Genomic DNA, 25,380 nt, shown 5'->3' with positions numbered 1-25,380 from the left:
ACTTGGATAGGATTGGCTCTCACCCCGACTTTGGACCGGGGATCTCGCAAGGAGGGTGAAATGATCCAGGAACTTTTCAGGCCCTACGGACGCCGCCGCGCCCCTATCGCCGCCGTTTTGCTGGCGACGGCGCTGAGCGCCGGCTGCGCGACTCAGAACTATCCCCTCGTCGACGTTTCCGAGGCGAATGCACGTGCAAGCCAGGGTATGCGCCTCGACGCCGGGGACAAGGTGCGCGTCACCGTCTTCGACGAACCCACGCTGACCGGCGAATACGAAGTCGGCACGGCGGGCGCAGTGACGATGCCGCTGATCGCCGACGTGTCGGTCGCAGGGAGCACGCCCGAACAGATGGCCGGCGCGATCACCACGAAGCTGACCCAGGGCGGCTACGTCCTGAACCCGCATGTCGCGGTGGACGTGATGTCGTACCGCCCGTTCTACATTCTTGGCGAAGTCGGCAAGCCGGGCGAATACACCTATGCCGGCCAGATGTCGCTGCTTCAGGCGATAGCCAAGGCGGGCGGTTTCACGCCCCGTGCCAACAAGGCGACCGTCGTCGTGCTGCGCAAGAGCTGGGGCGGCGGGCGCAAGGTCGTGGTCGGAGATCCCGCGCTGATCATCATGCCGGGTGACACCATCACCGTTAACGAGTCCATGCTCTGAATGTCCCGCGTTGAACCGTTCGTCGCAAATATCGGCTTTTCTGGCCCGATTTCCTCAAAACACTGAAAAATCCCAATGTAGCTGGGGACCGACACCAAATATGGTCATCTACGTAGCCGGTTGACGGGGTTCATCGGGAAAGACAACACCGATGCATCCCGTTCTCCCGGGAAGAAGTTCGAGAACCATAATTGGGAGAACGCCGCGCCTGAGTATTCGGACGCCGGATGTCGTCTTGTACCGTCGAATGGCAGGACTGACCTCGAAAGGCCGCACTTTAACAACATTCCGGACATTGAGGATCTCAATGCCCGGGTTGGGACTCGGAAGGGTGACCATTGGGTATTTCAGTCTCCATCATCAATCCCAGCTCGATTTCGCGCGAGGGGCTTCGTCGCATAATCCTGGATGGCGGGATCGAGGTCGTCTCGACGTCCGCCAGCGTGGAGGGCTTGCCGGAGCTGCCTGACCGCAGCGATCATCTGGTGCTGGTCGACATGCCCAGCCTGCCGGAACAGCTCGACTCCCTTCAGCAGCTGGCAAGTCGCGACATGGCCAGCGCGCTCATCCTCGCGGAGAAGTTCGACCTCGCCTCGATGCTCAACTGCTTCGACCATGGCGCGCAGGGCTATGCCGTGAAGGACATGCCGTGCGACACCCTGATCGCGCTGCTGCGCCTCGCCGCACTGGGGCACAAGGTCATCCCGCCCGACGTCGCGGACATGCTGCGGCGCGAGGATTTCAGGGTCTCCGTGCCCGAGCCGCGCGACGACCCGGGCGGCCTGAACAGCGCCGGGTCAGGCAGCGGATCGAAGCTGTCCCAGCGTGAGAACGACGTGCTGTGCTGCCTGATGGCGGGCTATTCGAACAAGCGCATCGCCCGCAAGCTGCTGGTGACCGAGGCGACGGTGAAGGTTCACGTGAAGGCGATCCTGCGCAAGCTGAACGTCGCCAACCGGACTCAGGCGGCGATGTGGGCGACCACCCACGGCGTCCCGGCGCTCGATGCGACAATGGCGCTCCCCTCCATGGGGAACTGAGCGCCTCGGCCATTCCGGCAAGGCGGTCAGGCCGCATCGTGGAAGATGATACCCAGCGCGTGACGGCGGCCAGAGCGCAGCGTGCTGACCCCATGGCGCAGCGCTACGCGATAATCGCCCCGCGTGCCCCGGTGCGGACGCACGTTCACCGCGAACAGGACGCCGTCACCCTTGCCGAGCGGCACCACCACCGGGCGTGACTGCATGCGCGGTCGCTGTTCGGTCAACACGAACTCGCCGCCGGTGAAGTCCCGCCCGGGTTCGGACAACAGCACCGCCACCTGCAGCGGGAACACATGGTCTCCATAGAGATCCTGGTGCAGGCAGTTGTAGTCCCCCTCGCCATATTGCAGCAGCAACGGCGTGGGCCGTCTCTGACCGGCCTCGTGGCAGCGCGCCAGAAAAGCGGCATGATCGGCGGGGAAGCGGGCCGCGATGCCCAACCGCTCGTGCCACCCGTTCGCAATCGGAGCGAGATGCGGATAGAGCGCGGTGCGCGCCGCCTCGACCAGCGGCGGCAGCGGATAGGCGAAGTAGCGATACTCGCCCCGGCCAAAGCCGTGCCGCGCCATGTGGACGTGGCTGCGAAAGGCATCGGTCGGACCATAAAGCCGGGCCATGGCATCGCATTCGGCGGTGCCGAGCAGGCCCGGCAGCACGGCCCAGCCCTCACGGTCGAGATCGTCCGCGATCGCCTGCCAGTCACAGACCGCGATCCGCGCGTCCACGCAGCTGCTCATGCGCCGCCTTCCATCTCGATGAGCCTGCGCTTGCGTTCCACGCCCCAGCGATAGCCCGACAACGCACCGTCGTTGCGGATCACCCGGTGACAGGGGATGGCGATGGCGATGGGATTGGCGGCGCATGCCCCCGCGACCGCCCGGGTGGCAGTGGGCGAGCCGATCCGGCGCGCGACTTCGGCGTAAGTGGCGGTCTCCCCTGCCGGAATCTCGCGCAGTGCCTGCCACACGCGCTGCTGGAAGGCCGTCCCGCGCACATCCAGCGGCAGGTCGAGCCCCATCGCCGGCGCCTCGACAAAGCCGACGACCTTGGCGACCAGCTCCTCGTAACCGGCATCGGCGCCGACCAGTTCGGCCCTGGGAAAGCGATCCTGCAGGTCGTGTACCAATGCTTCGGGATCGTCGCCGAGCAGGATCGAGGCCACCCCCTTGTCGCTCGAAGCCACGAGGATCGCGCCCAGCGAGCATTGCGCCACCGCGAAGTGCAGCACTTCGTCGGCGCCACCGCTCCGGTAGCGTCCCGGCGTCATGCCCAGCATCGCGCCGGATTGTTCGTAGAAGCGGCCATTGGAATTGAACCCGGCCTCATAGATCGCGTCAGTCACGCGGCCTCCCGCGGCAAGCGTATCGCGAACCCTGCGGGCGCGATGGGCGCTGGCGTAGGCCTTGGGCGTAAGCCCGGTCCGCGCCCTGAACAGGCGATGGAAGTAGCCGGGGCTCAGTTCCACCGCGGCGGCGAGGTTGCCTAGCGACAGCGGCTCGTCGGATGCCTCGATCAGCCGGCAGGCCTGTTCGACCAGCGCGGCGTTACCCGCGTCAGACGACAAACCTTCCGGATTGCAGCGCTTGCAGGGCCGGCACCCGGTCGCCCGCGCGCTCTCCAGCGTGTCGTGCAGCGTCACGTTCCGGGGGTTGGCGGTCCGCGAGGGACACGAAGGGCGGCAGTAGATGCCGGTCGTGGCGACCGAATACCACAGCTGCCCGTCCGCACTCCTGTCCCGCGCGACGATCCGCGCCCAGCGCGGATCGCTTGCGGTGTCGTCGATATGTCTGTCTGCGTTCGTCATGCGCCCGTTCTGCCAGACCGCCATCGAGGCCGCGCTCTGTTTCCTGCTTTCAAATTCGATATGGGGCCTGGATCGTCACTATACGAGGCGGCAGGCATCGACCCGCCGCACTCAGGCAGGAACCGACAGCGCGCCGCCCTTCACCTGCTCGGCCGCATGGGCCGCCGCGCGGGCGGTAAGAGCCATGTAGGTCAACGACGGGTTCTGGCACGCACTCGAGGCCATCGCGGATCCGTCAGTGACATAGAGGTTGGCGATGTCGTGTGCCCGGTTGTGCGCATCGAGCACCGAAGTACGCGGATCGCGGCCCATGCGCGCGCCGCCCATTTCGTGCACCGCGCCGCCGCCCGACCCGACATCCGCCGATTCGGACAGGATCTCGGCATCCATCAGCCCGATCATCGCCCGGGCTTCCTCCAGCGCATGAGCCACCAGCTTGCGCTCGTTTTCGCCATAGGCAAAGTCGATGCGCGTCTGCGGCATGCCGAGGCTGTCCACCTTGCTGCGATCGAGCGTGACGCGGTTGTGCGACATCGGCAGGCACTCGGCGAACGCGCCCAGCAGCATCGTCCAGTCTCCCGGACGGCTGGTGGCCGCCTTCAGGCCGGCGCCGATTCCGGGCGTTCCGATGCCGTCTGCCCAGCCCCTGCGCGTGGCGCTGCCCTGATAGGAATAGCCGCGCAGCATGTCGCGATCCTGCCCATCAAGGTTGACGAAACGCGGGATGACGATCGCCACCGGCCGGTTGCCGTAATAGGCGTGCTGTTCGAACCCGCGGATGCGCGCGACGACCGACATCGCCAGCGCATGATCCATGAAATAGCGGCCCAGCGTGCCGCTTGAATTGGCGAGCCCGTGCGGATTGGCATGATCGGCCGAGCGCAACAGGACGCTGATCGAATTGACGCTTCCGGCGCACAGGAAAACCACGTTGCTGCGATAGACCGTGCGGCTGCGCGTTGCGGCATCGAGGACCCGCACGCCGCTCACGCGCCGGTTGACGGGATCGTATTCGAGGCTGTCGACCACCGCATCGGTCACCAGCGTCAGCCGCCCGGTAGCGCGCGCGGCGGGCAGCGTGGAACTCTGCGTGCTGAAATAGGCGCCATAGGAGCACCCGCGCGAGCAGATGTTGCGGTACTGACAGCGCGACCGGTCGCCCTTGGACTCGGTCATGTTGGAACTGCGCCCCATGATGAGCCGCCGCTCGGGCCAGCGCGCGGCGATGCGCTCCTTCAACTCCGCCTCGACAACGTTGAGTTCCATCGGCGGCTGGAACACGCCATCGGGCAACTGGTCCAGCCCTTCGCGCGATCCGGAGACGCCGATGAAGCTTTCGACATGGTCGTACCAGGGCGCCATGTCGGCATAGCGGATAGGCCAGTCGGTTCCATGCCCGTCGCGCGCATTGGCGCCCCAGTCGAGGTCGCCCCAGCGGTAGCACTGCCGCCCCCAGACCAGCGAGCGGCCGCCCAGCTGGTAGGCGCGGCGCCACTGGAACGAGTCGGTCTCGGTGGTCTGGTAGGGGTTGAGCCGGTCGTTGACGAAATGGTCGCGCGACCACTCGGTGAAGCCCATGCCCTTGCTCTGCACGGCGTAGTCGCCGGCGTTGAGCAACGGGTCTCCGAAGCCCCGGAACGGCAGTTCCCAGGGCGGCGTGGTTTCATTGGTATAGCCCGACTGGTGCTCGATCATCCGCCCGCGTTCGAGCAGGAGGACATTGAGGCCACGCTCGGTCAGTTCCTTGGCCGCCCAGCCTCCGGTGATCCCGGAGCCTATGACGATGGCATCGAAAGTCCCGCTCATTTCCCGGCGATCTTCTTCTTGATGGAGTTGGCGGAATAGTCGTTCGACAGCGGCCGGAAAGCGGGCGTCACTATAACGTCGCGGTCGTAGCGACCGGGGGCCAGTTCGTAGTCGAGCTGCTCGCTCGCCCCGGCTTCAGACGTGTAGTAGGCCATCAGGATCAGCGCCTTGGTGGTGAACCATGGGCAGGGAAACGTGATCGGCGCGGCGAAGATGCGGGCATCGTACTCGGCCAGGATCGCCGCCTGCCGGGCCTGCGACTGGTCCATGAAGCCTTGCGTGGCGAACAGTCCCGGCACCTCGCCGTCCAGCGCCTGCGAAAGGCGGGCGAGGGTATCGCGCGGCGTGCCCATCAGGCCGGCATCGACCGCCCGCAAAACGAATTCAGTATTGCCTTGATTGCCGCCCCCTGGAGTCGCGCCCGGCGGGATGACGTGGCCCATCAACACGCCCACCAGGGCTCCATACGCCGCGCTCCCCGCATCCTGCGGCGCGCAGCCCGCTACCCCGCCCAGCAGGGCGGCGCCGGCCATTGCCTCCATTGCCACAAGCCCGGCACGCAGCGCGGAGCGGCGATCATAAGGCCGACCTGCGAGATACGAGGAGACATCGCCCGACAACTGCATGATACTTCCTGAGTCTTGATGCCGATCTTCGCCGCGATTGCATTGCGGAAGCCCCTCGGCCATGATAATTCAGTCATAAACTAAATTCTTGTTCACGCAAATTCAGAATTCACTTTCCGCCATTGGGATCGAACTCGATGCCACCGATGGAAAATCCTGTGTCCGATATCGGGCGCCGGAGAGCAAATGGCGTCGCAAGACAAAAAGGGGAACCGGATAATGGACATCGGCACAAGAGTGCGCCTCTCGCTGATGATGTTTCTTCAGTATTTCGTCTGGGGTGCCTGGTGGGTGCCCTTCGGCAGCTACCTGATGCATGCCGGGCTGGGCTCGTGGATCGGCACTATGTTTTCCGCGCAGGGTTGGGCGGCGATCCTGTCGCCGCTGTTCGTCGGAGCCATTGCGGATCGATACTTCCCGGCGCAGAAAGTGGTCGGCGTGCTCCATCTGGCCGGCGGCGGCGCGCTGCTCGCACTGTCTCTGGCGGGGAGCGACCCTGGCCTCGTCTTCGCCCTGACGCTTGGCGTACTGCTGGCCTACATGCCCACTCTCGCCCTGTCGAATGCGATCGCCTTCGCCGCGATGACCGACACCGCGAAGGAGTTTCCCGCGATCCGCGTGCTGGGCACGATCGGCTGGATCGTCGCGGGCCTGCTGGTCGGGTGGCTGGGCGCGGAGGAGACCGCGCTGCCGCTGCGCATGGCAGCGGGCGTATCGGTGCTCTACGGCCTCTATGCCTTCACCCTGCCTGCCACGCCTCCGGCCGCCGGTTCGGATCGCGCCGGAATCGCCGGGCTGCTGGGTCTGGACGCGATCAGGGGCGGCGACCGTTCGTTCTGGGCGCTGATCGGCTGTTCGCTGCTGCTGATGATCCCGCTGAGCTTCTACTACGCCTATGCCAACCCGTTCCTCGTCGGCGTGGGCGTCGGCGCGGCGGCGGGCGTGCAGACGATCGGGCAGGTTTCCGAGGTCGGCTTCCTGCTGCTGCTGCCGCTGTTCCTGCGCTGGTTCGGGATGAAGACGGTGCTGCTCGTCGGGATGCTGGCGTGGACCGCGCGCTATGCGCTGTTCGCCTTCGGGTTCGATGCGGGCGGTCCGCATATGCCGATGCTGCTGGTGGCGCTGGCGCTGCACGGGGTGTGCTTCGACTTCTTCCTCGTCGCCGGGCAGATCTGGGTGGACCAGCGCTTCCCCACCGAGACGCGGGGCCGGGCGCAGTCGTTCCTGGCGCTCGTCACCTGGGGCGTCGGCTCGATCATCGGCAGCCTGCTGGCGAACGCCGTCTACGTCGCGCACAGCGGCGGCGCGAATGGCGGGACGATCGACTGGACCGGCTTCTGGATGATCCCCTCGGCGCTGGCGGCCGTGGTCGCGGTGGTGTTCGCGCTGTCCTTCAGGGACAGCGCGAAGCGGGCCGAGGACTGAGCGAACCGGGGCGATCCCGCAAGGATCGCCCCGATACCGCGATCAACCTGCGAGGGCTTCGGTCAGCCCGCTCGACTTGTCGTCCGCCAGCGCCAGTTCGCGCAAAGTGCGGATACCTGCCGCATCGCGCGGGGCGCGGGCGTGTTCGGCGACGATGCGCTGGAAGTTGCCAAGGCCGCGCTCGAAGGTATCGCCGTAACCCTTGATCAGCCGCTGGCAGAGCACCAGTTCCAGCGCCAGTTCGCGGTCCTTCGCCGCTTCGGCGCGCACCAGCTCCAGCCAGTGCTCGATGCGCTCCTGCTCCTCGATGTAGCGCAGCGAACACGGGCGGATCGAGCGCATCGCCGCTACCGTCCGCAGCGCCAGGAACCAGCGCAAGCCGGTCGTCTCGACATGGCGCCCCTCGGTGAAGAAGCGGCCCAGCAGTTTCGTCAGGCCCTTGCTGGCGAGGATGCGGCGGCCGATCCCGGCGGGCAGCGTCTCGCACACTTCCTGCAGGCGCGGGTGCATGAATTCGGTGATCGAAAGGATCTGCTCGTCGCCCGCCTTAACTTCGCCGCGTACGCGGGTGATGCGGCTGGCGCGGGTCTTGAGGTCGGCGACGCGGATGGTGTCCTCGTAGGCCATCCACAGCGCAAGGTGGCGCGCGGTCTCGGCGGTCAGTTCGAACGGCGCGGCATCGAGCGCGGCGACGGATTCGAGGCGATCGAGATACAGTGCGGCATAAGCGCCGTCCTGCCAGTCCATCAGCTTGGCGACGCCGTGCAGCGCATTGGCCTGCGCGGGCGCGGGCAGGTTCGCGGCGATGCGCGCGGCGAGCGCGCGGCCCTGCTCGGTGGTGGGCACGGGGAGGTCGTGGACGATCTCGTCGGGCCTGGCGACGGGCTGCTGGGCGCGGTCGAAGCCTTCCTGGAAGCCCTTGAGGTTGCTCTTCACCGCGATGCCGCTGTGCTCGATCGCCGCGCGATAGGTGTCCGCCGAGAACGGCAACCCGCCGCTGCCCGCCAGCGCGCCGAACATGATCGCGCTGATGACGCTGCCCGAACGGTCGGTCGCCGCTTCCATGTCGAAGCCGATGAAACGCTTCGAACGCTGGTACGCGGCCTCGATGATCTTGTCGCCATTGCCGCGACCGTCGCCCATCGCCTGCTTCTCGCCGATGGCGTAGATGCGGTGGGTGGAGCCGATCAGCGTCGTGCGGCCCACGGTCGAGAACCCGCGCAGCAGCGCCCGGCCCGTCTCCATGAGTTCGGAGGCGACAACCACGTCCACGTCGCCCGGCATCGGCATCTGCGCCATGACCGGCAGGCGGCCCGAACCGTCCGGCTTCGCCAGTTCGACGTAGTACACGGTCGAGCCGGTGCGCTGCGCCACGCCGGGGACCGAAGTGCCCTGCGCCAGCCAGCCCTCGGCGCGGGCGACTTCCTGAATCCAGTCGGCCAGCACGCCGCCGCCCTGTCCGCCGAGGGCGAGGATGGCGATGGTGATGCGGTTTTCGTTGGCGATCGTCATGGTGGTGTCTCTCACTTTCTTGCTTCATCCTCCCTGTCGCGAAGCGATGGGGAGGTGGCAGCCCGTCAGGGCTGACGGAGGGGACGGGCTGGGTTCCGCCCCCTCCACCACCGACTACGTCGGCGGTCTCCCTCCCCATTGCTGCGCAACGGGGAGGAATGGCTTTAGAACGCCCGTGCCGCGCGGGCCTTGTCGGCACCGGCCTGCCAGCGGGCCATGATGGCGCCGCTCACCTTGGCCTTGAAGCGTTCGAACTTGCCGGGATTGGCAACGATGTGTGCGCGGTAGAAGCTGGGGCACAGCACCGCCGCATGGCTCACCTCGCCGCACAGGCCGCAACCCACGCACGAGTTCTCGACATGCGCCACTGGGTCCTGCCGCAGCGGGTCCGGGTTGGGCTTGATCGTCAGCGAGGGGCAGCCCGACAGGCGGATGCAGCTGTGATCGCCGGTGCAGGTGTCGCTGTCGACGCCGAAGCGTTCGCGCACCACGCGTTCGCCCGCCTTCAGCTTCGCAGAAGTCGCCCGCTTCTCGCGCCGCTGCTTGTTGAGCATGCATTCGGACTGCGCGACGATGACCTTGGGGCCTTTCTCCTCGGTCGTCAGCGCTTCGCGCAGCATCGAGGTCATGCCCTTGAGATCATAGGTCCGGTGCGTTTCGCGCACCCACTTCGCGCCGACGCCGCGCACTGCCTTGGTGATCGGGTTCTTGGTCACGCGATTGGCGTTCTCGGCGCGCGACGACAGGATATCCTGACCGCCGGTGGCCGCCGAATAGCCGTTGTCGATGATCATGGTGACGGTGTCGTCCTTGTTGAACACCGCATTGCCGACGCCCGAGGTCAGGCCGTTATGCCAGAACCCGCCGTCGCCCATGATCGCGATCGAGCGCTTTGACCCCTCGCCCTCCTTGGGCTTGAACGCCGAGGCACCCGCCGCGCCGAGGCCATAGCCCATCGTCGTGTTGCCGATGTTGAACGGCGGCAGGATCGAGAACAGGTGGCAGCCGATGTCCGCCGAGACGTGCGTGGGACCAAGCTCGCGCTCCACCAGCTTCATCGCGGTGAAGATCGGGCGCTCCGGACAGCCGGTGCAGAAGCCTGCGGGGCGCTGCGGGATTTCCTTGGCGACCGGCGCGGGCAGCGGGCTGGCCGCTTCCAGCTGCGGCGCCAGCGCGGGGGCGTAGGCTTCGAGGAACTTCGCCAGACCCTTGCGGATCACGTCGGCGGTGTACTCGCCCGAGCGCGGCAGCATGTCCTTGCCGACGATGCGCGTGTCCAGATCCGCGCGGCGGATCAGCGTGTTGAGTTCATGCTCGATGAACTCGGGCTGGCCTTCCTCCAGGATCATCACCGCGCGCTTGCCCTTGCAGAACGCCGCGACCTCCTCGGGGATCACCGGGTAGACCACGTTCATGCAGTAGATCGGCAGCTTGCTGACCCCGTAGGAGTCCGCCAGCCCGATCAGCTCCATCGCGCGGTTGAGGTTGTTGTAAAGGCCGCCCTGCACGATCAGGCCGATGCCTTCTGCGCTCTCTTCGGGGCCGAACCACTCGTTCAGCTTGTTGTCGCGGACATAGGCGATGCCGGCGGGCCAGCGCTTCTCGATCTTCTCGACTTCGTGGAGGAAGTTCGCAGGGGGCAGCACGATGCGGTCGGTATCGCGCACCGGGCTGGCCGCCGCCTCACCCACCGTCAGCGGCGGGCGCACGTTGTCCTTCGCCACGAACGAGCCGGTCATGTGGCAGGACCGCACGCGCAACTGCAGCATTACGGGCGTGTTCGAGGCTTCGGAGAGCCGGAAGCCCTGCTCCACCGAGTCGACGATGCTGGGCAGGTTGGGGCGCGGATCGATCAGCCACATCTGCGACTTCATCGCGAAGGCGTGGGTGCGCTCCTGCATGATCGAGGAGCCTTCGCCGTAGTCCTCGCCCACGATCACCAGCGCGCCGCCGGTGACGCCGCCCGACGAGACGTTGGACAGCGCGTCCGACGCCACGTTGGTGCCCACCACCGATTTCCACGCGACCGCGCCGCGCAGCGGGTAGTTGACCGAGGCCGCCAGCATCGCCGCTGCCGTGGCTTCCGAGGCGCTCGCCTCGAAATGGACGCCGAGGCTTTCGAGCAGGTCGTTGGCATCGGCGAAGACGTCCATCAGGTGACTGATCGGCGAGCCCTGATAGCCGCCGACATAGGCAACGCCCGACTGCAGCAGCCCCTTGGTGACCGCCAGGATGCCCTCGCCGGTGAAGACCTCGCCCTCACCCGCGGTGAGCTTGAGGACTTCCTTCTTGAATGAACGCTCCGCCACTTGTGCCTTACTCCGAAACGAGCGCGAGGACGCGCAGCGGGCTGCCCGAACCGCCCAGGATCTTGAGCGGCGAGGCAATCACGATCGCACCGGTGGCGGGCAGCTTGTCGAGGTTTTCAAGGCACTGCAGGCCGTACTTGCCCGCGCCGTGGAGCAGCGTGTGCGCCGGATACATCGGCTCAAGCAGATGCGCCTGGCCCGCGTCGGTGCCGATCGTCTCGACGCCGAAGCCCAGCGCGTCACGGTCGAGGATGTACTGGATGGCGGAGGCGTCCGGACCCGGGGTGTGGGCGCCGTCTTCCCTGCGGTTGGTGTAGGCATCGGCGTCCAGCTTCGACCAGTCGGTGCGGAACAGCACCCAGGCGCCAGCGGGAATCTGGCCGTGCTCGGCTTCCCAGCCCCTGATATGCTCGGCCGTCAGCAGGAAGTCCGGGTTCGCGGCGCATTCGGCCGAGAAATCGAGCACCACGGCAGGCGCGACCAGCTTCTGCGGCGGCACCTTGTCGATGGTGTTGTCCGGCAGATCCTTGCCCGAGACCCAGTGGACCGGCGCATCGAAGTGCGTGCCGGTGTGCTCGCCCACGGTGAAGTTGTTCCAGTGCCATGCGACGCCGCGCTCGTCATAGCGCGAGATTTCCTCGCGCGAGAACGCCGCCGTCTGCCCGAACGGCTCGGGCAGCACCAGCAGCGGGGTGTCTTCGGAGAGGGTCTGGGTCAGATCGACGACGGTGATGTCACCGGCGGCAAGAGCCTGCGCGAAAGTAGCGAGAACGTCTGTCATGGACTTGGGCCTCCTGTTGGACCATTACGGCGAAGAGTATCGGATTAAGTTGCATATGCAACTAAAATGTCATCTCGGGCGTTTCGGCCCGCTGGAGCCTAGGATGAGCGAGGATTTGCGCCCTTTCGGTAACCCTGGATCGGAGGATTTCCGCCTCGACGCCTACCCGTTCTATTTGCTGAACCGGGCCGCGAGCCGCTACAACGTGGTCATCGAGTCGGGCCTGCGCGGGATCGGCATCGACATTCCGACATGGCGCGTGCTGATGATCCTGGGCGAGCATGAGCCGCTGGCGATCGGGCAGGTCGCGAAGTCGGCGGTGATCAACCTCTCCACCATGATGCGCATCGTCGAGCGCATGACCAAGGCCGGGCTCATCGAGACGGCGCCAAGCGAATCGGACGGCCGCGTGACCGAGATCCGCATGACGGCGGAAGGCCGCGTGAAGCTGGCGCAAGCGCGCGAAGTGACCGCGCCGCTTTATGAGCAGATCATTCGCGGGTTCTCGGCGGCGGACTTTTCGAAGATGCTGGACCTGCTCGGGCGGCTCTACGACAACCTGGACTGAATCCTCCCCCACCGGGGGAGGGGGACCATGCGAAGCATGGTGGAGGGGCACGCGCGAGGCCGCGCGCCCTCGCTGCGCGCGCCTTAAAAGCCCCGCAACTCGGCCTGTGCCCCTCCACCACCCTGCGGGCGGTCCCCCTCCCCGTACCGGGGAGGATTAAACTTGCACGTGCAACCATATTAGTTTAGGCCTGAAGCAAATCAGGAGAGACCTCTATGCGTATTGCGTGCCTCGGCGGCGGACCTGCCGGTATCTATTTCGCGATCTCGATGAAGCTGCGCGACCCCGCGCATGAGGTCCACGTCTTCGAGCGCAACCGCGCGGGCGACACGTTCGGCTGGGGCGTGGTCTTCTCCGACCAGACGCTGGCGAACCTGCAGACCAACGATCCGGTCAGCGCCGCCACCATCGTCGAAAGCTTCGCGCACTGGGACGACGTGGACGTCACCGTGGGCGAGAACACCGTCAGCTCCTCGGGCCACGGCTTCATCGGCATCGGCCGCAAGCACCTGCTGCAGATCCTGCAGGCCCGCGCCGCCGAGCTGGGCGTGATCATGCACTTCGAAACGCAGTTCAGCGACGACCTGTCGCACTATGCGGACTTCGACCTGATCGTGGCGGCGGACGGCATCAATTCGATGGTCCGCACCGCCAACGAAGAGAAGTTCGGCGTCGATATCCAGACCAAGACCAACAAGTTCTCCTGGCTGGGCACCACCAAGCTGTTCGACGCCTTCGCCTTCATCTTCGAGAAGACTCACGCAGGCTGGATCTGGGCGCACGCCTACCGCTTCGACGAGACGCACTCGACCTTCATCGTCGAATGCTCGCCCGAGACGTGGACCGGCCTTGGCCTCGACGTGATGGAGCAGGTGGATTCGATCGCGCTGTGCGAGACAATCTTCGCGCGCCATCTGGACGGCCACCCGCTGATCTCCAACGCCACGCACCTGCGCGGATCCGCCGCGTGGATCAACTTCCGCCGCGTGATCTGCAAACAGTGGTCGTTCGACAACGTCGTGCTGCTTGGGGATGCCGCCCACACCGCGCATTTCTCGATCGGTTCAGGCACCAAGCTGGCGCTGGAAGACGCGATCAAGCTGGCGCAGGTTCTCGACCGCCCCGGTATCACGGGCCGCGAGGAACTGGCCGCCGCACTCGCCGAATATCAGGAGGAGCGCCATGTCGAGGTGCTCAAGATCCAGAACTCGGCCCGCAATTCGACCGAGTGGTTCGAGACGCTGGACCGCTACCTCGGCTTCGACCTGCCGCAGTTCGCCTATTCGCTGATGACCCGCTCGCAGCGCGTCAGCCACGAGAACCTGCGCCTGCGCGACCGCACCTGGCTGGAAGGGCTGGAACGCTGGTTCTGGGCGGGCAACGAAGGGCGCAACGTGCCGGTGCAGCCGATGTTCACGCCTTACACCCTGCGCGGAATGACGGTGTCCAACCGCGTCGTGATCCCGGCGATGCTGACCTATTCAGCCGATGTCGATGGCTATGCCAACGACTTCCACTCGGTCCACTACGGCTCACGCGCATTGGGCGGTGCGGGTCTGGTCGTGACCGAGATGCTCGCCGTCGCGCCCGAGGGCCGCACCACCCCCGCCTGCCCCGGCCTGTGGCACGATGGCCAAGCCGAGCGCTGGACCGCCTTCAACCAGTTCGCCCACCAGCACTCGGCGGCGAAGACCTGCGCGCAGATCGGCCATGCCGGTGCCCGCGCCGCGTGTCAGGTTCCCGGTGAAACGGTAGGCTACGATGTGCCGATGGACGCGCCCTGGGCCACCGTTTCGGCCAGCGCACAGGCGTGGCGCAAGGGCGGCACGGTGCCGCAAGCGCTCGACGCGGCCGGCATGGACCGGATCGTCCAGCAGTTCGTCGCCACCACGGTGCTTGCCGACAAGGCCGGCTTCGACATGCTCGAAGTGCAGGCGGGCCACGGCAACCTGCTCTCGGCCTTCATCACCCCGGTAATGAACGCGCGCGACGATGCCTTCGGCGGCAGCCTTGAAAACCGCATGCGTTTCCCACTGCGCGTCATCGAGGCGGTGCGCGCCGCATGGCCGCAGGACAAGCCGCTGGCGGTGCGCATCTCCGCCAACGATTGGGTCGGCGAAGCGGGCGTGACGCCGGCCGAGGCGGTCGAGATCGCAAAGCTCCTGCGCGCCGCAGGCGTGGACATCGTCGACGTCTCCGCCGGTGAGACCGCGCCCGAAGGCCGCCCGGTCTACGGTCGCATGTTCCAGACCCCGTTCGCCGACCAGATCCGCAACGAGGCAGGCGTGCCGACGATCGCGGTGGGCAACATCGCCGATGCCGATCAGGTCAACTCGATCCTGACGGCGGGCCGCGCCGATCTCGTCGCGCTGGGGCGCACGCACCTGTTCGACCCGGTGTGGACGCTGCGCGCCGCAGCCTCGGCCGGGTATGAGGAGCAGCCGATCCCTGCGCCCTACAAGCTGGGCCAGCAGATGGCGATGCGCGCCGCGAAGCAGGCAGAGGGCGCGCGGGCCTGAGCCTCGCACCCTGCGGCCGGGGCTTCGACAATCTCAGCCTGAGCGGATTTGAGAGATCTACTTACTCCTGAGCGGAATCGGGAGGTTTTCTCCAACCCCGCTCACCCTGAGCTTGTCGAAGGGTCTGCCCCAACGCAGGGTTCCTCGCCCGAAAGAAACTTTATGCCCGTAGGAATCGACATAATCGCATCGCCCGCTATGGAACTTCCACAAGCAGGAGGAGCCTTGGCGACGATGGAGAAGACGATTCCCGGCAGCACCGCGCCGTCCGGCACGCTTGACCTGCGCGTCTGGGTGCGTCTGCTCGACTGCGCCAAGATCATCGAGAAGCGCCTGCGCCGCAATTTCGAGGACCAGTTCTCCACGACCCTGCCCCGGTTCGACATCCTCGCGACGCTCGACCGCGCACCGGACGGCCTGCGCATGGGTGAACTGTCGCGCGCGCTGCTGGTCTCCAACGGCAACGTCACCGCGATCGTGCGCCAGCTGCAGGAACAGGGCCTCGTTTCCTCGCGCACCGATCCCGAGGACGCGCGCTCGGCCATCGTCTCGCTGACGCCGAACGGCCGCGTCCAGTTCACCGCGCTGGCAGAAGCACATCACGGCTGGGTGCGCGAAGCCCTCGCCGACTTTCCCGAGGACAGCCAGCGCCAGCTTCTGACCCTGCTGACCCAGCTCAAGACTTCCATTCTCTAGGACCTCTCGCCGATGCCTTTCACCACCTCCACGCAAGTGCGTTTCGCACATGTCGACCCGGCGGGGATCGTCTTCTACCCCCGCTACTTCGAGATGCTGAACGGTGCGGTGGAGGACTGGTTCGCGCAGGACCTCGGCATGGACTTCGCGGCAATGCACCTCGAACACCACATCGGCGTGCCGACGGTGAAGCTGGATGTCGAATTCGTCTCGCCCAGCCGCCTCGGCGATCAGCTGGAGATCACCGTCACCGCCCAGCGCCTCGGCCGCACCAGCTGCGGGATCGAGGTAGTCTTCTCTGGAGAGGGCCGCGATCGTCTGCGCGCGCAGGTCGTGCTGGTCTGTATGGACCTGAACGACCACCGCCCGGTCGAATGGCCCGCCCACGTGCGCGAAAAGATCGAGGCAGGCCTGATCCCCGCCTGACGGTCATCGGCAATCATGTCCAACCCGGTGCCATTTCCGGCCCGTTGACCACCCGAGGCAGGCTTGCGTCCCCGGTTCATCCCGGCTTAAGCGGCGATGGGGTTCTCGTCGGCAGCGAGCGCCTTTGCCCGCCGCCGCCGAGGATACGAGACAGGAATGCCATCGATGCCGCCGAGGTTGGCGACCACTGCCCCTCACTCTGGCCCTGCCGTTCCCTCCCCCTGCTCCCTGACCGAGCCAGCACCGACGGCGGCACTTGCCGAACTGCGGCGCGCCGGTCCGGCGATTCGCGTGCAGGTCTGGACGGCGATGCTGGCGAGCCTCGCGGTCCTGACGGTGCTGATGCACCGCGCGCAGCTGGCCATCGATCCGTGGCAGGCGGGCAATCGCCCCTTCTACGCCGCCGGACTGCTTGCCCTGATCGCACGCTTCGTGCTGCCCCGGACCCGCTGGCGCCATGCCCTGCCGCTCGCGCACTTCAGCGAGTACGCGGCGATCTTCACGATGATCTCGCTGATGGGCGCGACCGCAAGCTATCCGGTGGCGGCGCTGACCAGCGGCTATGCCGACGCGCGGTTGCAGGCGATCGACGAGGCGATGGGGTTCGACTGGGTGAGCCTCTACCGCCTCGTCGCCGCGCATCCGGTGCTGCAGGCGGTGGGCACGGTGGTCTATCGCAGCATCTACGTCACGCCCGCCGTGCTGCTGTGGTGCGCGGCGCGGAGCGGGCGGCATGACGAAGCCTATCGCTTCATCGCCGGGTTCTGGCTGGCGACGGTCCTGACCCTGCTGCTGTTCAGCCTGATGCCCGCCATCGGCCCGTTCTCCTACCTGTGGCACAGCGCCATCCCCTACATGCCCGAGAGCGAGCAGTGGCAGGAGGGCCTGATCCCGGCGCTGCGGGCCTATCAGGTCCATATCGTCGATCTCGGCCACTTGCGCGGCATCGTCTCGGCGCCGAGCTTCCACACGGCGGCGGCGGTGCTCTACATCGCGGCGGGCTGGCGGATACCGGCGCTGCGCTGGTGGATCGTCGCGCTCAACGCAGGGATGCTGCTGTCCACGCCGGTCGAGGGTACGCATTACCTTGTGGACATGGTGTTCGGCGCGGGTGTCGCGGGGATCGCCCTGTCGCTCACTGCTTGCTACCGGCGGCTGACGGCCTAGGCTGCGTCGATCAATTCGGTCGGTCGGCAAGCGCCCCAAAGTCGTCGTCCAAACATCATCGTCATCCCAGCGAAGGCTGGGACCGCTCTCATCCTCATGCTGCTTTTCGGCGAGGCTGGGATGAAGTTCGCACTGCCCTGCCGACAGGGCACATCATGGTCACAACGGTCCCAGCCTTCGCTGGGATGACGGTCTGTTTCTGGAGCGGCAACTTTCCACCCAACCCGCCATCACGCAAAAGCCACCTCTATCCCGACAGGGCCGGGACGGTCATGCCCACGATGCGCCCTGCCGGCCAGGCTCTCACCATTACCCTTTCGCCGCAGCCGTCAGTGCCGCACCATCGCCCCGCCATCGACCCACAGGCCATGGCCGGACACGAAGCGGGCGTCCTCGCTGCACAGGAATGCCACGACGTCGGCGATATCCTGCGGCCGGCCCAGACGGCGCAGCGGGGCCTTGCCTTCCCAGAAGGTTCGATACTCCGGCATCTGGTCGAAGGCGGGGGCCGTCATCGGCGTATCGATGGCCCCGGGCTGGACGCAAGTGGCGGTGACCCCAAACGGTCCCAGTTCCGCCGCGACCGACTTGGTGAAGCCCAGCACCGCATGCTTGGAGGCGGAATAGGCGCAAAGTCCCTCGTCCCCGTAAGTCGACGTGGTCGAGCCGATCGTGACGATCCGCCCCGCACCATGCGCCTTGAGCCAGGGCGTCGCCTCACGCACCAGCCGGAACACCGCGACGAGGTTCACCTCCAGAACGCGCAGGAAATAGGCGTCTTCGTGCCCCTCCAGCGGGTGAAAGGCGCTGATGCCGGCACAAGGGACCACGGTGTCGAGCCCGCCCATCCTCTCCGCCGCAGCCGCGACCAGCCGCGCGTTGGCGTCCGCTCCGGTGAGGTCCGCGATGAAATCGACCTCCCCCTGGACGTCCGCCGTGAAGACTTGCGCTCCGTCTGCGACCAGGCGCTTCGCAACGGCGGCGCCGATGCCCGAACCCGCGCCGGTGACCACGGCCCTGCGGCCCTGCAGACGCCCGCTCATGCGATCTTCAACACGAGCTTGCCGGTGTTCGCCCCTGAGAACAGGCGCATGAAGGCCGGGTAGGCGTTCTCCAGCCCCTCCTGCACGTCCTCGTCGGCGCGCAGCTTCCCTTGCGCCAGCCACTGCGCCATCTGCGCGCCGCCTTCGGCAAAGCGGTGGGCATAGTCGGCGATCAGGAAGCCATGGATCGTCGCGCGCCGGGCAAGGATCTGCCACAGGTTGCGCAGGCCCAGCTTCTCGGGGCTATTGTACTCCGCGATGAGCCCGCACAGCACGATGCGGGCATGATGCGCGAGGGTGAAGACTTCCGCCTCCAGCACCGGGCCGCCGACGTTCTCGAACACCACGTTGACGCCGTCGGGCGCGGCGGCGGCGATCTCTGAAACGAGGCTCGCGTGGTCCTTGCCCTTGTAGTCGATGGCGGCGTCGAAGCCGTAGTCCTCGATCAGGCGGCGGCATTTCTCCGCGCCCCCCGCGATGCCCACGACGCGGCAGCCCATGATCCTGCCGATCTGGCCGACCGCCGAGCCCACGGCTCCGGCCGCGCCCGAGACCAGCAGCGTTTCGCCCGGCCGGGGCTTCGCCACTTCGGTCAGCCCGAAATAGGCCGTCAGCCCGACCGCACCGAGCGCCGACAGGAAATTCGATGGCGATGCCACCGCGTTCACGTCGATCGGCATCGTGAAGCCACCCGGCATGGCGACCGAATAGTCCTCCAGCGCATTCAGGCCCATGACCCATTGGCCGACCGCGAAGTCCGAATTGTTCGAGGCATGAACCACGCCCACCGTCGTCGCGCGCACTGGATCGCCGAGCGGAATCGGCGGCATGTAGCTTTCGGCATCGTCCATCCACCCGCGCTGCGCCGGATCCAGCGAGGCGTAATGGTTGCGCACGACGATGCCGCCGGGCGGCGGAGCGGGTACCGTTTCGGTCACCAGCATGAAATCGTCCGGAACGGGGGTTCCCTCCGGCCTGCGCGCGAGCAGGAATCGCCGGTTGTCGGCCATGGCATCGTCTCCTTTATTCATGCGACTGGTCCGATTTCGGACACAAACCCGCACCTGTGCAAATCGACAGGTAGGGCTCGAAACAATCCGATGCATAGTGAGCACCGGAAGACGGCCACGCACAGATTCACGGCCGCACCGGGAGGATAGACTGATGGCATCCGCACATGTCCGCGGAGCGCGGAGCAACGCGCTCTTCAAGCTCGCACTCGCAACCAGCGCACTGACCAGCATTTCCGCTCCCGCCTTCGCGCAGGACACGGCGCCGCAGGCAGCCGATACCGCCGTCGTCGATCCGAACGAGATCATCGTTTCGGCCCGCCGCCGCTCGGAAACGCTGCAGGAAACCCCGATCGCGATCACCGCCGTCAGCGCGGCGATGCTGGAGAACAAGGCGTCTGCCAACATCGGCGATCTTCAGGGCGCCGCGCCGGGCCTGCTCATCACCCAGCAGAATTCGGGCGCGCAGGCGGCCAACATCTCGATCCGCGGCCTGACTTACGCCGACATCGAGAAGTCGCAGACCCCGACCGTGGGCGTCGTGGTGGACGGCGTGACGATCGGCACCAACACCGGCCAGTTGCAGGACGCCTTCGACATCGCCCAGATCGAAGTGCTGCGCGGCCCGCAAGGCACGCTGTTCGGCGCCAACACGATCGGCGGCGTCATCAACATCACCCGCACCAAGCCGACCATGGAACCCGGCGCCAAGGCCGAGTTCACCTACGGCCGCTGGAACACCTGGGCGGGCAAGGCCATCGTCAACTACGGCGACGGCGAGACCTGGGGCATCAAGGGCTGGTACTTCCACAACGAGAGCGACGGCTTCTACCGCAACGCCATCCGCGACACCCGCGCGGGCGGCAGCAAGGCCGATGCCTATGGCGCGGCGCTGCTGTTCGAGCCGACCGGATCGGGCTTCGACGCCCAGCTTTCGGTCGAGAACGTGGTGCAGAGCTTCGAGCCGGTGGTCAGCAACCTGACCAACAGCACCGAGCTGTTCTGCGGCCTGATCCCCGCCAACGAATGCGGGCGCAACAACACGACCGACCTCTACACGGTGTTCACCCTGCCCGCGAAGAGCAAGTACCGCGCCCCCAACGCCACGCTGCAGATGAATTACGACCTCGGCGGCATCAAGCTCAGCTCGATCACCGGCTGGCGCCACAGCAAGGAAGCGCAGACGCAGGACTTCGACGGTTCCTCCAGCGACCTCTACTACGTCGACCGTCGCCAGCGCTACACCCAGTGGAGCCAGGAACTGCGCGCCGCCGGCAACCTGTTCACCGGGTTCGACTATGTCGTGGGCGGCTACTACTTCCATTCGAAGTACAGCCTGACGCAGTGGACGCGCTTCTTCGGCTTCGATCCCTCGATCCCGCCGATGGAGTTCGACACCAATGCCCAGACCAACATCGGCAAGACCACCAGCTACGCCTTCTTCGGCGACTTCAACTGGGCCTTCGCCGACAAGTGGCGCCTGTCCTTCGGCGGTCGCTGGAGCCATGACAACAAGAAGCTGACCAACAGCTTCGCGACGGCGGGCCTGATCGGTTCCGGCGACGCGAACTTCACCAAGTTCACGCCAAAGGTCGGCATCGACTGGCGCCCCAGCCCCGACACCATGCTCTACGCCAGCTGGTCGCGCGGCTATCGTTCGGGCGGCTTCAGCCCCCGCGCCGCCACCGCCGCCACCGCCAGCACGCCCTTCCAGCCCGAGACCGTGGACGCCTACGAAGTGGGCGCCAAGCTCGGACTGTTCGACCGCATGCTGGAGCTGAACGTCGCAGGCTACATCTCCGACTACAAGGACATGCAGCAGAACCTGACGGTGCCCGGCGGCCCGCTCGGCAACCAGACGATCACCGGCAACGTGCCGGGCGGCGCGATGATCAAGGGCATCGAGGCCGACGCCACCTTGCGCATCACGCCGGAGTTCCGCATCACCGCCTCGACCGCGTACATGAAGTCGCACTTCCGCAACTTCGTGACCTGCGGCGCCTATGCCGCCGGCACGGCGGCAGCCAACAGCTGCGGCGCGGGCCTCGTGCCCTTCGACTACTCGGCCAACCGCCTGATCTATGCACCCAGGTTCACCGCATCGATCAACGCCGACTACGAAGTGCCCACCAGCTTCGGCAAGATCGTCGCTACGGGAGGCTGGCGCCACATCAGCCCCTATGACGAGCAGATCTCGCAAGGCTCCCTCACCCCGACACTGAACGGCGCGGGCGAAGTGACCGACGTTACCGTCAACGGCAATGACCCGCGCGTGCGTACCACCACGCAGGATCTCATCGACGCCAGCCTGACCGTCAACTTCGACATGGGCGACAAGGAAGTCTACTTCCGCGTCTTCGGCCGCAACCTCGCCAACGAGAAGACCACCACTCACGCATTCACCGTGGCGGGGCTGTTCTCGTTCGGCATGGCGCTGGAACCGCGCACCTACGGAGCGACCGTCGGCGTGAAGTTCTGACCTGTTACCCCAGCGGGGGAAATGGGGTGCCCGGTCTCAGCCCTTGCCGGCTGGGCCGGGCACCCTTCACTGTGAAGAAGGAATACATGCAATGGGCCGTCTCGAAGGCAAGATCACTCTGGTAACCGGCGCGGGCAATGCCCGGGGCCTTGGCGCCGCCACCGCGCAGCGCTTCGCGGAGGAAGGTGCCTTCGTCTACATCACCGACCTCAGGCTGGAGGACGCCGAAGGGGTCGCCGCGTCGATCCGCGAGGCAGGCGGCCAGGCCGAAGCCTATGCGCAGGACGTGACCAGCGAAGCCTCGTGGGACCAGGTGATCCAGACCATCGAGCAGGGCCACGGCCGCCTCGACGTGCTGGTGAACAACGCCGGGATCGCCATTCTCAAGCCGCTGCAGGAACTCTCGCTCGCCGACTGGGAGAAGCAGAACAAGGTCAACCTCGACAGCGTGTTCCTCGGCACCCAGCGCGCGGTGGCGCTGATGCGCAAGGTCGGGCACGGCGGCTCGATCGTGAACCTTTCGTCGATCGGCGGGCTGGTCGGCGTGCCGATGTGCGGAGCCTATGGCGCTGCCAAGGGCGGCGTGCGGCTGTTCTCCAAGGTCGTGGCGCTGGAATGCGCGGCCGAGGGCATCCGCTGCAACTCGGTCCACCCCGGCATGATCGAGACGGCGATGCAGGACGTGGCGCGCCGCGACAACCCGGAAGGCTTCAAGGAGATCGTCGGCGGCATTCCGATGAAGCGCATGGGCAGTCCGGTGGACATCGCCAACATGAACCTGTTCCTCGCCAGCGATGAGGCGAACTACGTAACCGGCTGCGAATTCACCGTGGACGGCGGCGTGACGGCGATGTGATCACTCTTAATCCTCCCTGTCGCGCGGCGATGGGGAGGAGCGACCGCCGGGCGGGGAACGCCCCCTTCACGTGCCCCGCCCGACGCTTCGCATGGTTCCCTCTCCCGCGATGGAGAGGAATGGTGCGCTGACCGGTGCTCAAGTGCAGGCCCTCAGGTCACTTCAAGGCGCCCTGTGCACCCTCTATCCACCCCCTGTGTACCCCTTGGGTGCCGTTAAGTACCCCTTTGCGCGGATCGGGTAACCGTCTATGGCCCGGATCGTATCCAAAACGCGAAGCGACGCCATGACCAGAGACCTTGCCGTTCCCCAGGGCGTCGCCAGCCAGCGCGTCGCCGATATCCTCGCCGAACGTATCCTATCGGGCGCGCTGCCCCCCGGCGCACGGATCAAGCAGGACGAGCTGGCGGATGAACTGGCCACCAGCCGCATCCCGGTGCGCGATGCCCTGCGCATCCTGGAGGCGCGCGGGCTTGTCACCATGCGGGCGAATGCGGGAGCGCGGGTCACCAGCCTCACGCGCCGCGACCTCGAGGTATCCTACGAAATCCGCGAGCGGATCGAGCCGCTGCTGCTTGCCGACAGCGTCCCTCACCTGACCGAGGCCGATCTCGCCGAGTTGCGCGCCGTGATGGAGCGCAACGAACAGACCACCGATATCGACGAGGCGATCGCGCTCGGCCGCGAATTCCACTGGATCACGTATCGCCGCCATTCGACCCCGCTGCTGGCGCAGATCGTCGAGCGCGTATGGGACACCACGCAGAGCTACCGTCGTGCCTACATGAAGCTGGCGATGGCGAGCCCGGGCGCGACGCCGGGCGCCAAGAGTTCGGGAGGGCGCACGCACGACCTGGAGCACCAGTTGCTCTACGACGCCATCGCCAAGCGGGAAGTCGAGACTGCGCAGGCCGCGCTCGTCATGCACATCCGGCGCACGCGCACCAGCCTCCTGCGCTACGGGCACCTGCTGGGCGACGGCGGGGCGATGCCCCTCGCGGCGGAGTAAACGGACGCTTGTAAATCGCATGGCGGACGGGCAGGCCGGGGCCGCCTTCCCCAAGGTTCGCCCACTGATTTTCGGAGAGCGCTTGTCCATGATTACCCTCGACCAGTCCCGCACCCTGATCGCCGCCGCCCGTGCCAGGGGCCGCGAGATGGGACTCAATCCGCTGACGGTCGTGGTGCTCGACGCCGGCGGCCACCTCGTCGCCATGGAGCGTGAGGACGGCTCGGGCTATGGCCGCCCCGACATTGCCGCAGGCAAGGCGGCGGGCGCGCTGGCGATGGGCGTTTCCAGCCGCAAGCTGGGCGACATGGCGGCAGAACGACCGCAGTTCATGGCCGCGCTCTCGGCCGCATGGCACGGCAGGCTGATCCCGGCAGCGGGCGGCGTGCTGGTGCGCGACGGGGCAGGCGCACTGCTGGGCGCGGTCGGCGTGACCGGCGACTTGTCCGACAAGGACGAGGAAGCGGCATTTGCGGGAATCGCGGCTGCCGGTCTGATCGCCGGCTGACGGAGGGGTTTCTTCTCCCTCCGCCACCCGCTGCGCGGACGCTCCCTCCCCGGGCAAGCTCGGGGAGGGGGAAGTCAGATCCGCGCCCGGTGGATCTCCCTGCCCGGCACCGGCATCTGCACCTTGTAGACGGTGCCGGTGCTCGATTCCGTGAAGAACAGCCACCTGTTGTCCGGCCCGCCATAAGCCGCATTGGTGGTATAGCGCCCTTCCGGAACGTCGATCCGCAGCATCGGCTCGCCCCGGTCGGAGAACAGCCAGACCGCCCCGAAGCCGACATGGCACACGACAAGGTTGTCGTTCTCGTCGATGGTCAGCCCGTCCGGCCCCGATCCGCCGGACAACTGGATATACGTGCCCACCTTGGAGATGACCTCGTCGCCCGCTTCCCCCGTGGCGTTGACCAGGGGGCAGCGCCAGACCGCATTGGCGCGCGTCACGGCAAGGTACAGCGCCGTCTCCGCCCTGTTGAGCACGAGGCCGTTGGGGCTGGGAATGCCGTTCAGCATCAGTTCGAGCCGTCCTGTGCCGGCGCGGACGCGGAACAGGCGGCCATTGGGATTCTGCCAGCCGGACTGGCCCTGGTCGGTGAACCAGACATCTCCGTTCCGGGCGACGGTCAGGTCGTTGCAGCCGAGGAACGGCTCCAGCAGGTAGCGGTCGAACCACGGCTCCGCCTTGCCGGTGGCGGGGTCGCAGATCACCATGCCCTTGTGGTGGTCCGCCACCAGCAGGCGGCCGTCGGCCAGGAACTTCATGCCGTTGGGCTGGCCGTCGTACTCGAAGCCGACCTCGCATTCGCCATCCGGGCTGATCCGGAACAGCCGTCCCCAGGGAATGTCGGTGACCCACAGGTTGCCCGCCGCGTCGAACACCGGCCCCTCCAGGAACACCGGGGCGGCGGCGCCATGAAGCTGGACCTGCGCCCACTGCGTGCTTTCGCCGAAGCGGCGGAACCTGTCGGGGATGCGGCAGAACACTTCCGCGGTGACGGCGGGCGGGGCGGCGAACATCGTCCTCTCCTTCGATTGATCGCCCGGACGGCAAACGCCCGGATCGGATACATGTTGTCGGCCTGAAGACTTATTGCGTCTTGACGGTCCCGCAAACAACTTTCACCACACCGG

At 66.6% G+C, this 25,380-nt stretch carries 22 protein-coding genes; 12 read left to right on the top strand and 10 right to left on the bottom strand.

The window, feature by feature from the left end; genetic code table 11:
- Positions 1-60: 60 nt before the first annotated feature.
- A complete protein-coding gene (locus ACODRZ_RS14565) occupies positions 61-666 on the top strand; it encodes a polysaccharide biosynthesis/export family protein (protein WP_488971559.1) in 606 nt (201 codons plus the stop codon).
- Positions 667-1,004: 338 nt separating this feature from the next.
- Complete coding sequence (locus ACODRZ_RS14560) at positions 1,005-1,706, top strand: LuxR C-terminal-related transcriptional regulator (RefSeq protein WP_488971558.1); 702 nt, start codon at positions 1,005-1,007, stop codon at positions 1,704-1,706.
- A 26-nt stretch (positions 1,707-1,732) separates the two neighbouring features.
- Here ACODRZ_RS14560 and ACODRZ_RS14555 read toward each other — a convergent pair whose 3' ends face one another.
- From ACODRZ_RS14555 to ACODRZ_RS14540, 4 genes are all read right to left on the bottom strand, one after another.
- Positions 1,733-2,446, bottom strand: a complete 714-nt coding sequence (locus ACODRZ_RS14555; protein ID WP_488971557.1) for a 2OG-Fe(II) oxygenase — start codon at positions 2,444-2,446, stop codon at positions 1,733-1,735.
- Positions 2,443-3,513, bottom strand: a complete 1,071-nt coding sequence (ada, locus tag ACODRZ_RS14550; protein ID WP_488971556.1) for a bifunctional DNA-binding transcriptional regulator/O6-methylguanine-DNA methyltransferase Ada — start codon at positions 3,511-3,513, stop codon at positions 2,443-2,445. Before ada ends, ACODRZ_RS14555 begins: the two co-directional genes overlap by 4 nt.
- A 111-nt stretch (positions 3,514-3,624) precedes the next feature.
- Positions 3,625-5,319, bottom strand: coding sequence for an FAD-dependent oxidoreductase (locus ACODRZ_RS14545; RefSeq protein ID WP_488971555.1), 1,695 nt, complete (start codon positions 5,317-5,319; stop codon positions 3,625-3,627).
- Positions 5,316-5,945, bottom strand: coding sequence for a gluconate 2-dehydrogenase subunit 3 family protein (locus ACODRZ_RS14540; RefSeq protein ID WP_488971554.1), 630 nt, complete (start codon positions 5,943-5,945; stop codon positions 5,316-5,318). The genes ACODRZ_RS14545 and ACODRZ_RS14540 overlap by 4 nt, the downstream gene beginning before the upstream one ends.
- A 219-nt stretch (positions 5,946-6,164) precedes the next feature.
- Between ACODRZ_RS14540 and ACODRZ_RS14535 the strand changes: the two genes are divergently transcribed.
- Positions 6,165-7,370: an MFS transporter gene (locus tag ACODRZ_RS14535; RefSeq protein WP_488971553.1), complete on the top strand. Its 1,206-nt coding sequence runs from the start codon at positions 6,165-6,167 to the stop codon at positions 7,368-7,370.
- A 42-nt stretch (positions 7,371-7,412) separates the two neighbouring features.
- On the opposite strand, the gene ACODRZ_RS14530 is transcribed toward ACODRZ_RS14535, so the two are convergent.
- The 3 genes from ACODRZ_RS14530 to ACODRZ_RS14520 all read right to left on the bottom strand — a co-directional run bounded on the left by ACODRZ_RS14530 (position 7,413) and on the right by ACODRZ_RS14520 (position 11,972).
- Entirely contained in the window at positions 7,413-8,882 is a 1,470-nt protein-coding gene (locus ACODRZ_RS14530) for an indolepyruvate oxidoreductase subunit beta family protein (RefSeq protein WP_488971552.1), read from the bottom strand.
- Positions 8,883-9,046: 164 nt separating this feature from the next.
- Positions 9,047-11,191 carry a thiamine pyrophosphate-dependent enzyme gene (locus tag ACODRZ_RS14525; protein ID WP_488971551.1) on the bottom strand — a complete coding sequence of 715 codons (2,145 nt, stop codon included), beginning with the start codon at positions 11,189-11,191 and terminating at the stop codon, positions 9,047-9,049.
- A 7-nt stretch (positions 11,192-11,198) separates the two neighbouring features.
- The gene (locus tag ACODRZ_RS14520; protein ID WP_488971550.1) at positions 11,199-11,972 is read right to left on the bottom strand and encodes a cyclase family protein; all 774 of its coding nucleotides are present in this window, start codon (positions 11,970-11,972) and stop codon (positions 11,199-11,201) included.
- A gap of 103 nt (positions 11,973-12,075) precedes the next feature.
- Between ACODRZ_RS14520 and ACODRZ_RS14515 the strand changes: the two genes are divergently transcribed.
- The 5 genes from ACODRZ_RS14515 (at position 12,076) to ACODRZ_RS14495 (ending at position 17,348) form a co-directional block, all read left to right on the top strand.
- Positions 12,076-12,540: a MarR family winged helix-turn-helix transcriptional regulator gene (locus ACODRZ_RS14515; RefSeq protein ID WP_488971549.1), complete on the top strand. Its 465-nt coding sequence runs from the start codon at positions 12,076-12,078 to the stop codon at positions 12,538-12,540.
- Positions 12,541-12,755: 215 nt separating this feature from the next.
- Entirely contained in the window at positions 12,756-15,059 is a 2,304-nt protein-coding gene (locus ACODRZ_RS14510; protein WP_488971548.1) for a bifunctional salicylyl-CoA 5-hydroxylase/oxidoreductase, read from the top strand.
- A gap of 234 nt (positions 15,060-15,293) precedes the next feature.
- Entirely contained in the window at positions 15,294-15,755 is a 462-nt protein-coding gene (locus tag ACODRZ_RS14505; RefSeq protein WP_488971547.1) for a MarR family winged helix-turn-helix transcriptional regulator, read from the top strand.
- Between the two features lie 12 nt (positions 15,756-15,767).
- Entirely contained in the window at positions 15,768-16,181 is a 414-nt protein-coding gene (locus ACODRZ_RS14500) for an acyl-CoA thioesterase (protein WP_488971546.1), read from the top strand.
- Positions 16,182-16,346: 165 nt separating this feature from the next.
- Positions 16,347-17,348: a phosphatase PAP2 family protein gene (locus ACODRZ_RS14495; RefSeq protein ID WP_488971545.1), complete on the top strand. Its 1,002-nt coding sequence runs from the start codon at positions 16,347-16,349 to the stop codon at positions 17,346-17,348.
- A gap of 329 nt (positions 17,349-17,677) precedes the next feature.
- Here the strand turns inward: ACODRZ_RS14495 and ACODRZ_RS14490 are convergent, their stop codons facing one another.
- Complete coding sequence (locus ACODRZ_RS14490) at positions 17,678-18,391, bottom strand: SDR family NAD(P)-dependent oxidoreductase (RefSeq protein WP_488971544.1); 714 nt, start codon at positions 18,389-18,391, stop codon at positions 17,678-17,680.
- Positions 18,388-19,401 (bottom strand): NADP-dependent oxidoreductase, encoded by a 1,014-nt coding sequence (locus tag ACODRZ_RS14485; protein ID WP_488971543.1) that lies wholly within the window; start codon positions 19,399-19,401, stop codon positions 18,388-18,390. The genes ACODRZ_RS14490 and ACODRZ_RS14485 overlap by 4 nt, the downstream gene beginning before the upstream one ends.
- A gap of 154 nt (positions 19,402-19,555) precedes the next feature.
- Here ACODRZ_RS14485 and ACODRZ_RS14480 point away from each other — a divergent pair, with 154 nt between their 5' ends.
- The 4 genes from ACODRZ_RS14480 (at position 19,556) to ACODRZ_RS14465 (ending at position 24,253) form a co-directional block, all read left to right on the top strand.
- Positions 19,556-21,880: a TonB-dependent receptor gene (locus ACODRZ_RS14480; RefSeq protein WP_488971542.1), complete on the top strand. Its 2,325-nt coding sequence runs from the start codon at positions 19,556-19,558 to the stop codon at positions 21,878-21,880.
- Between the two features lie 91 nt (positions 21,881-21,971).
- Positions 21,972-22,736 carry an SDR family NAD(P)-dependent oxidoreductase gene (locus ACODRZ_RS14475; protein WP_488971541.1) on the top strand — a complete coding sequence of 255 codons (765 nt, stop codon included), beginning with the start codon at positions 21,972-21,974 and terminating at the stop codon, positions 22,734-22,736.
- A gap of 286 nt (positions 22,737-23,022) precedes the next feature.
- Positions 23,023-23,745, top strand: coding sequence for a GntR family transcriptional regulator (locus ACODRZ_RS14470; RefSeq protein ID WP_488971540.1), 723 nt, complete (start codon positions 23,023-23,025; stop codon positions 23,743-23,745).
- Between the two features lie 88 nt (positions 23,746-23,833).
- Positions 23,834-24,253: a GlcG/HbpS family heme-binding protein gene (locus ACODRZ_RS14465; RefSeq protein ID WP_488971612.1), complete on the top strand. Its 420-nt coding sequence runs from the start codon at positions 23,834-23,836 to the stop codon at positions 24,251-24,253.
- A 74-nt stretch (positions 24,254-24,327) separates the two neighbouring features.
- On the opposite strand, the gene ACODRZ_RS14460 is transcribed toward ACODRZ_RS14465, so the two are convergent.
- On the bottom strand, positions 24,328-25,266 hold the full coding sequence (locus ACODRZ_RS14460; protein ID WP_488971539.1) for an SMP-30/gluconolactonase/LRE family protein: 939 nt from the start codon (positions 25,264-25,266) through the stop codon (positions 24,328-24,330).
- Positions 25,267-25,380 lie beyond the last annotated feature (114 nt).

This window comes from Novosphingobium sp. FG90, assembly GCF_057808725.1.
This window is presented reverse-complemented; position numbering and strand designations above follow the sequence as displayed.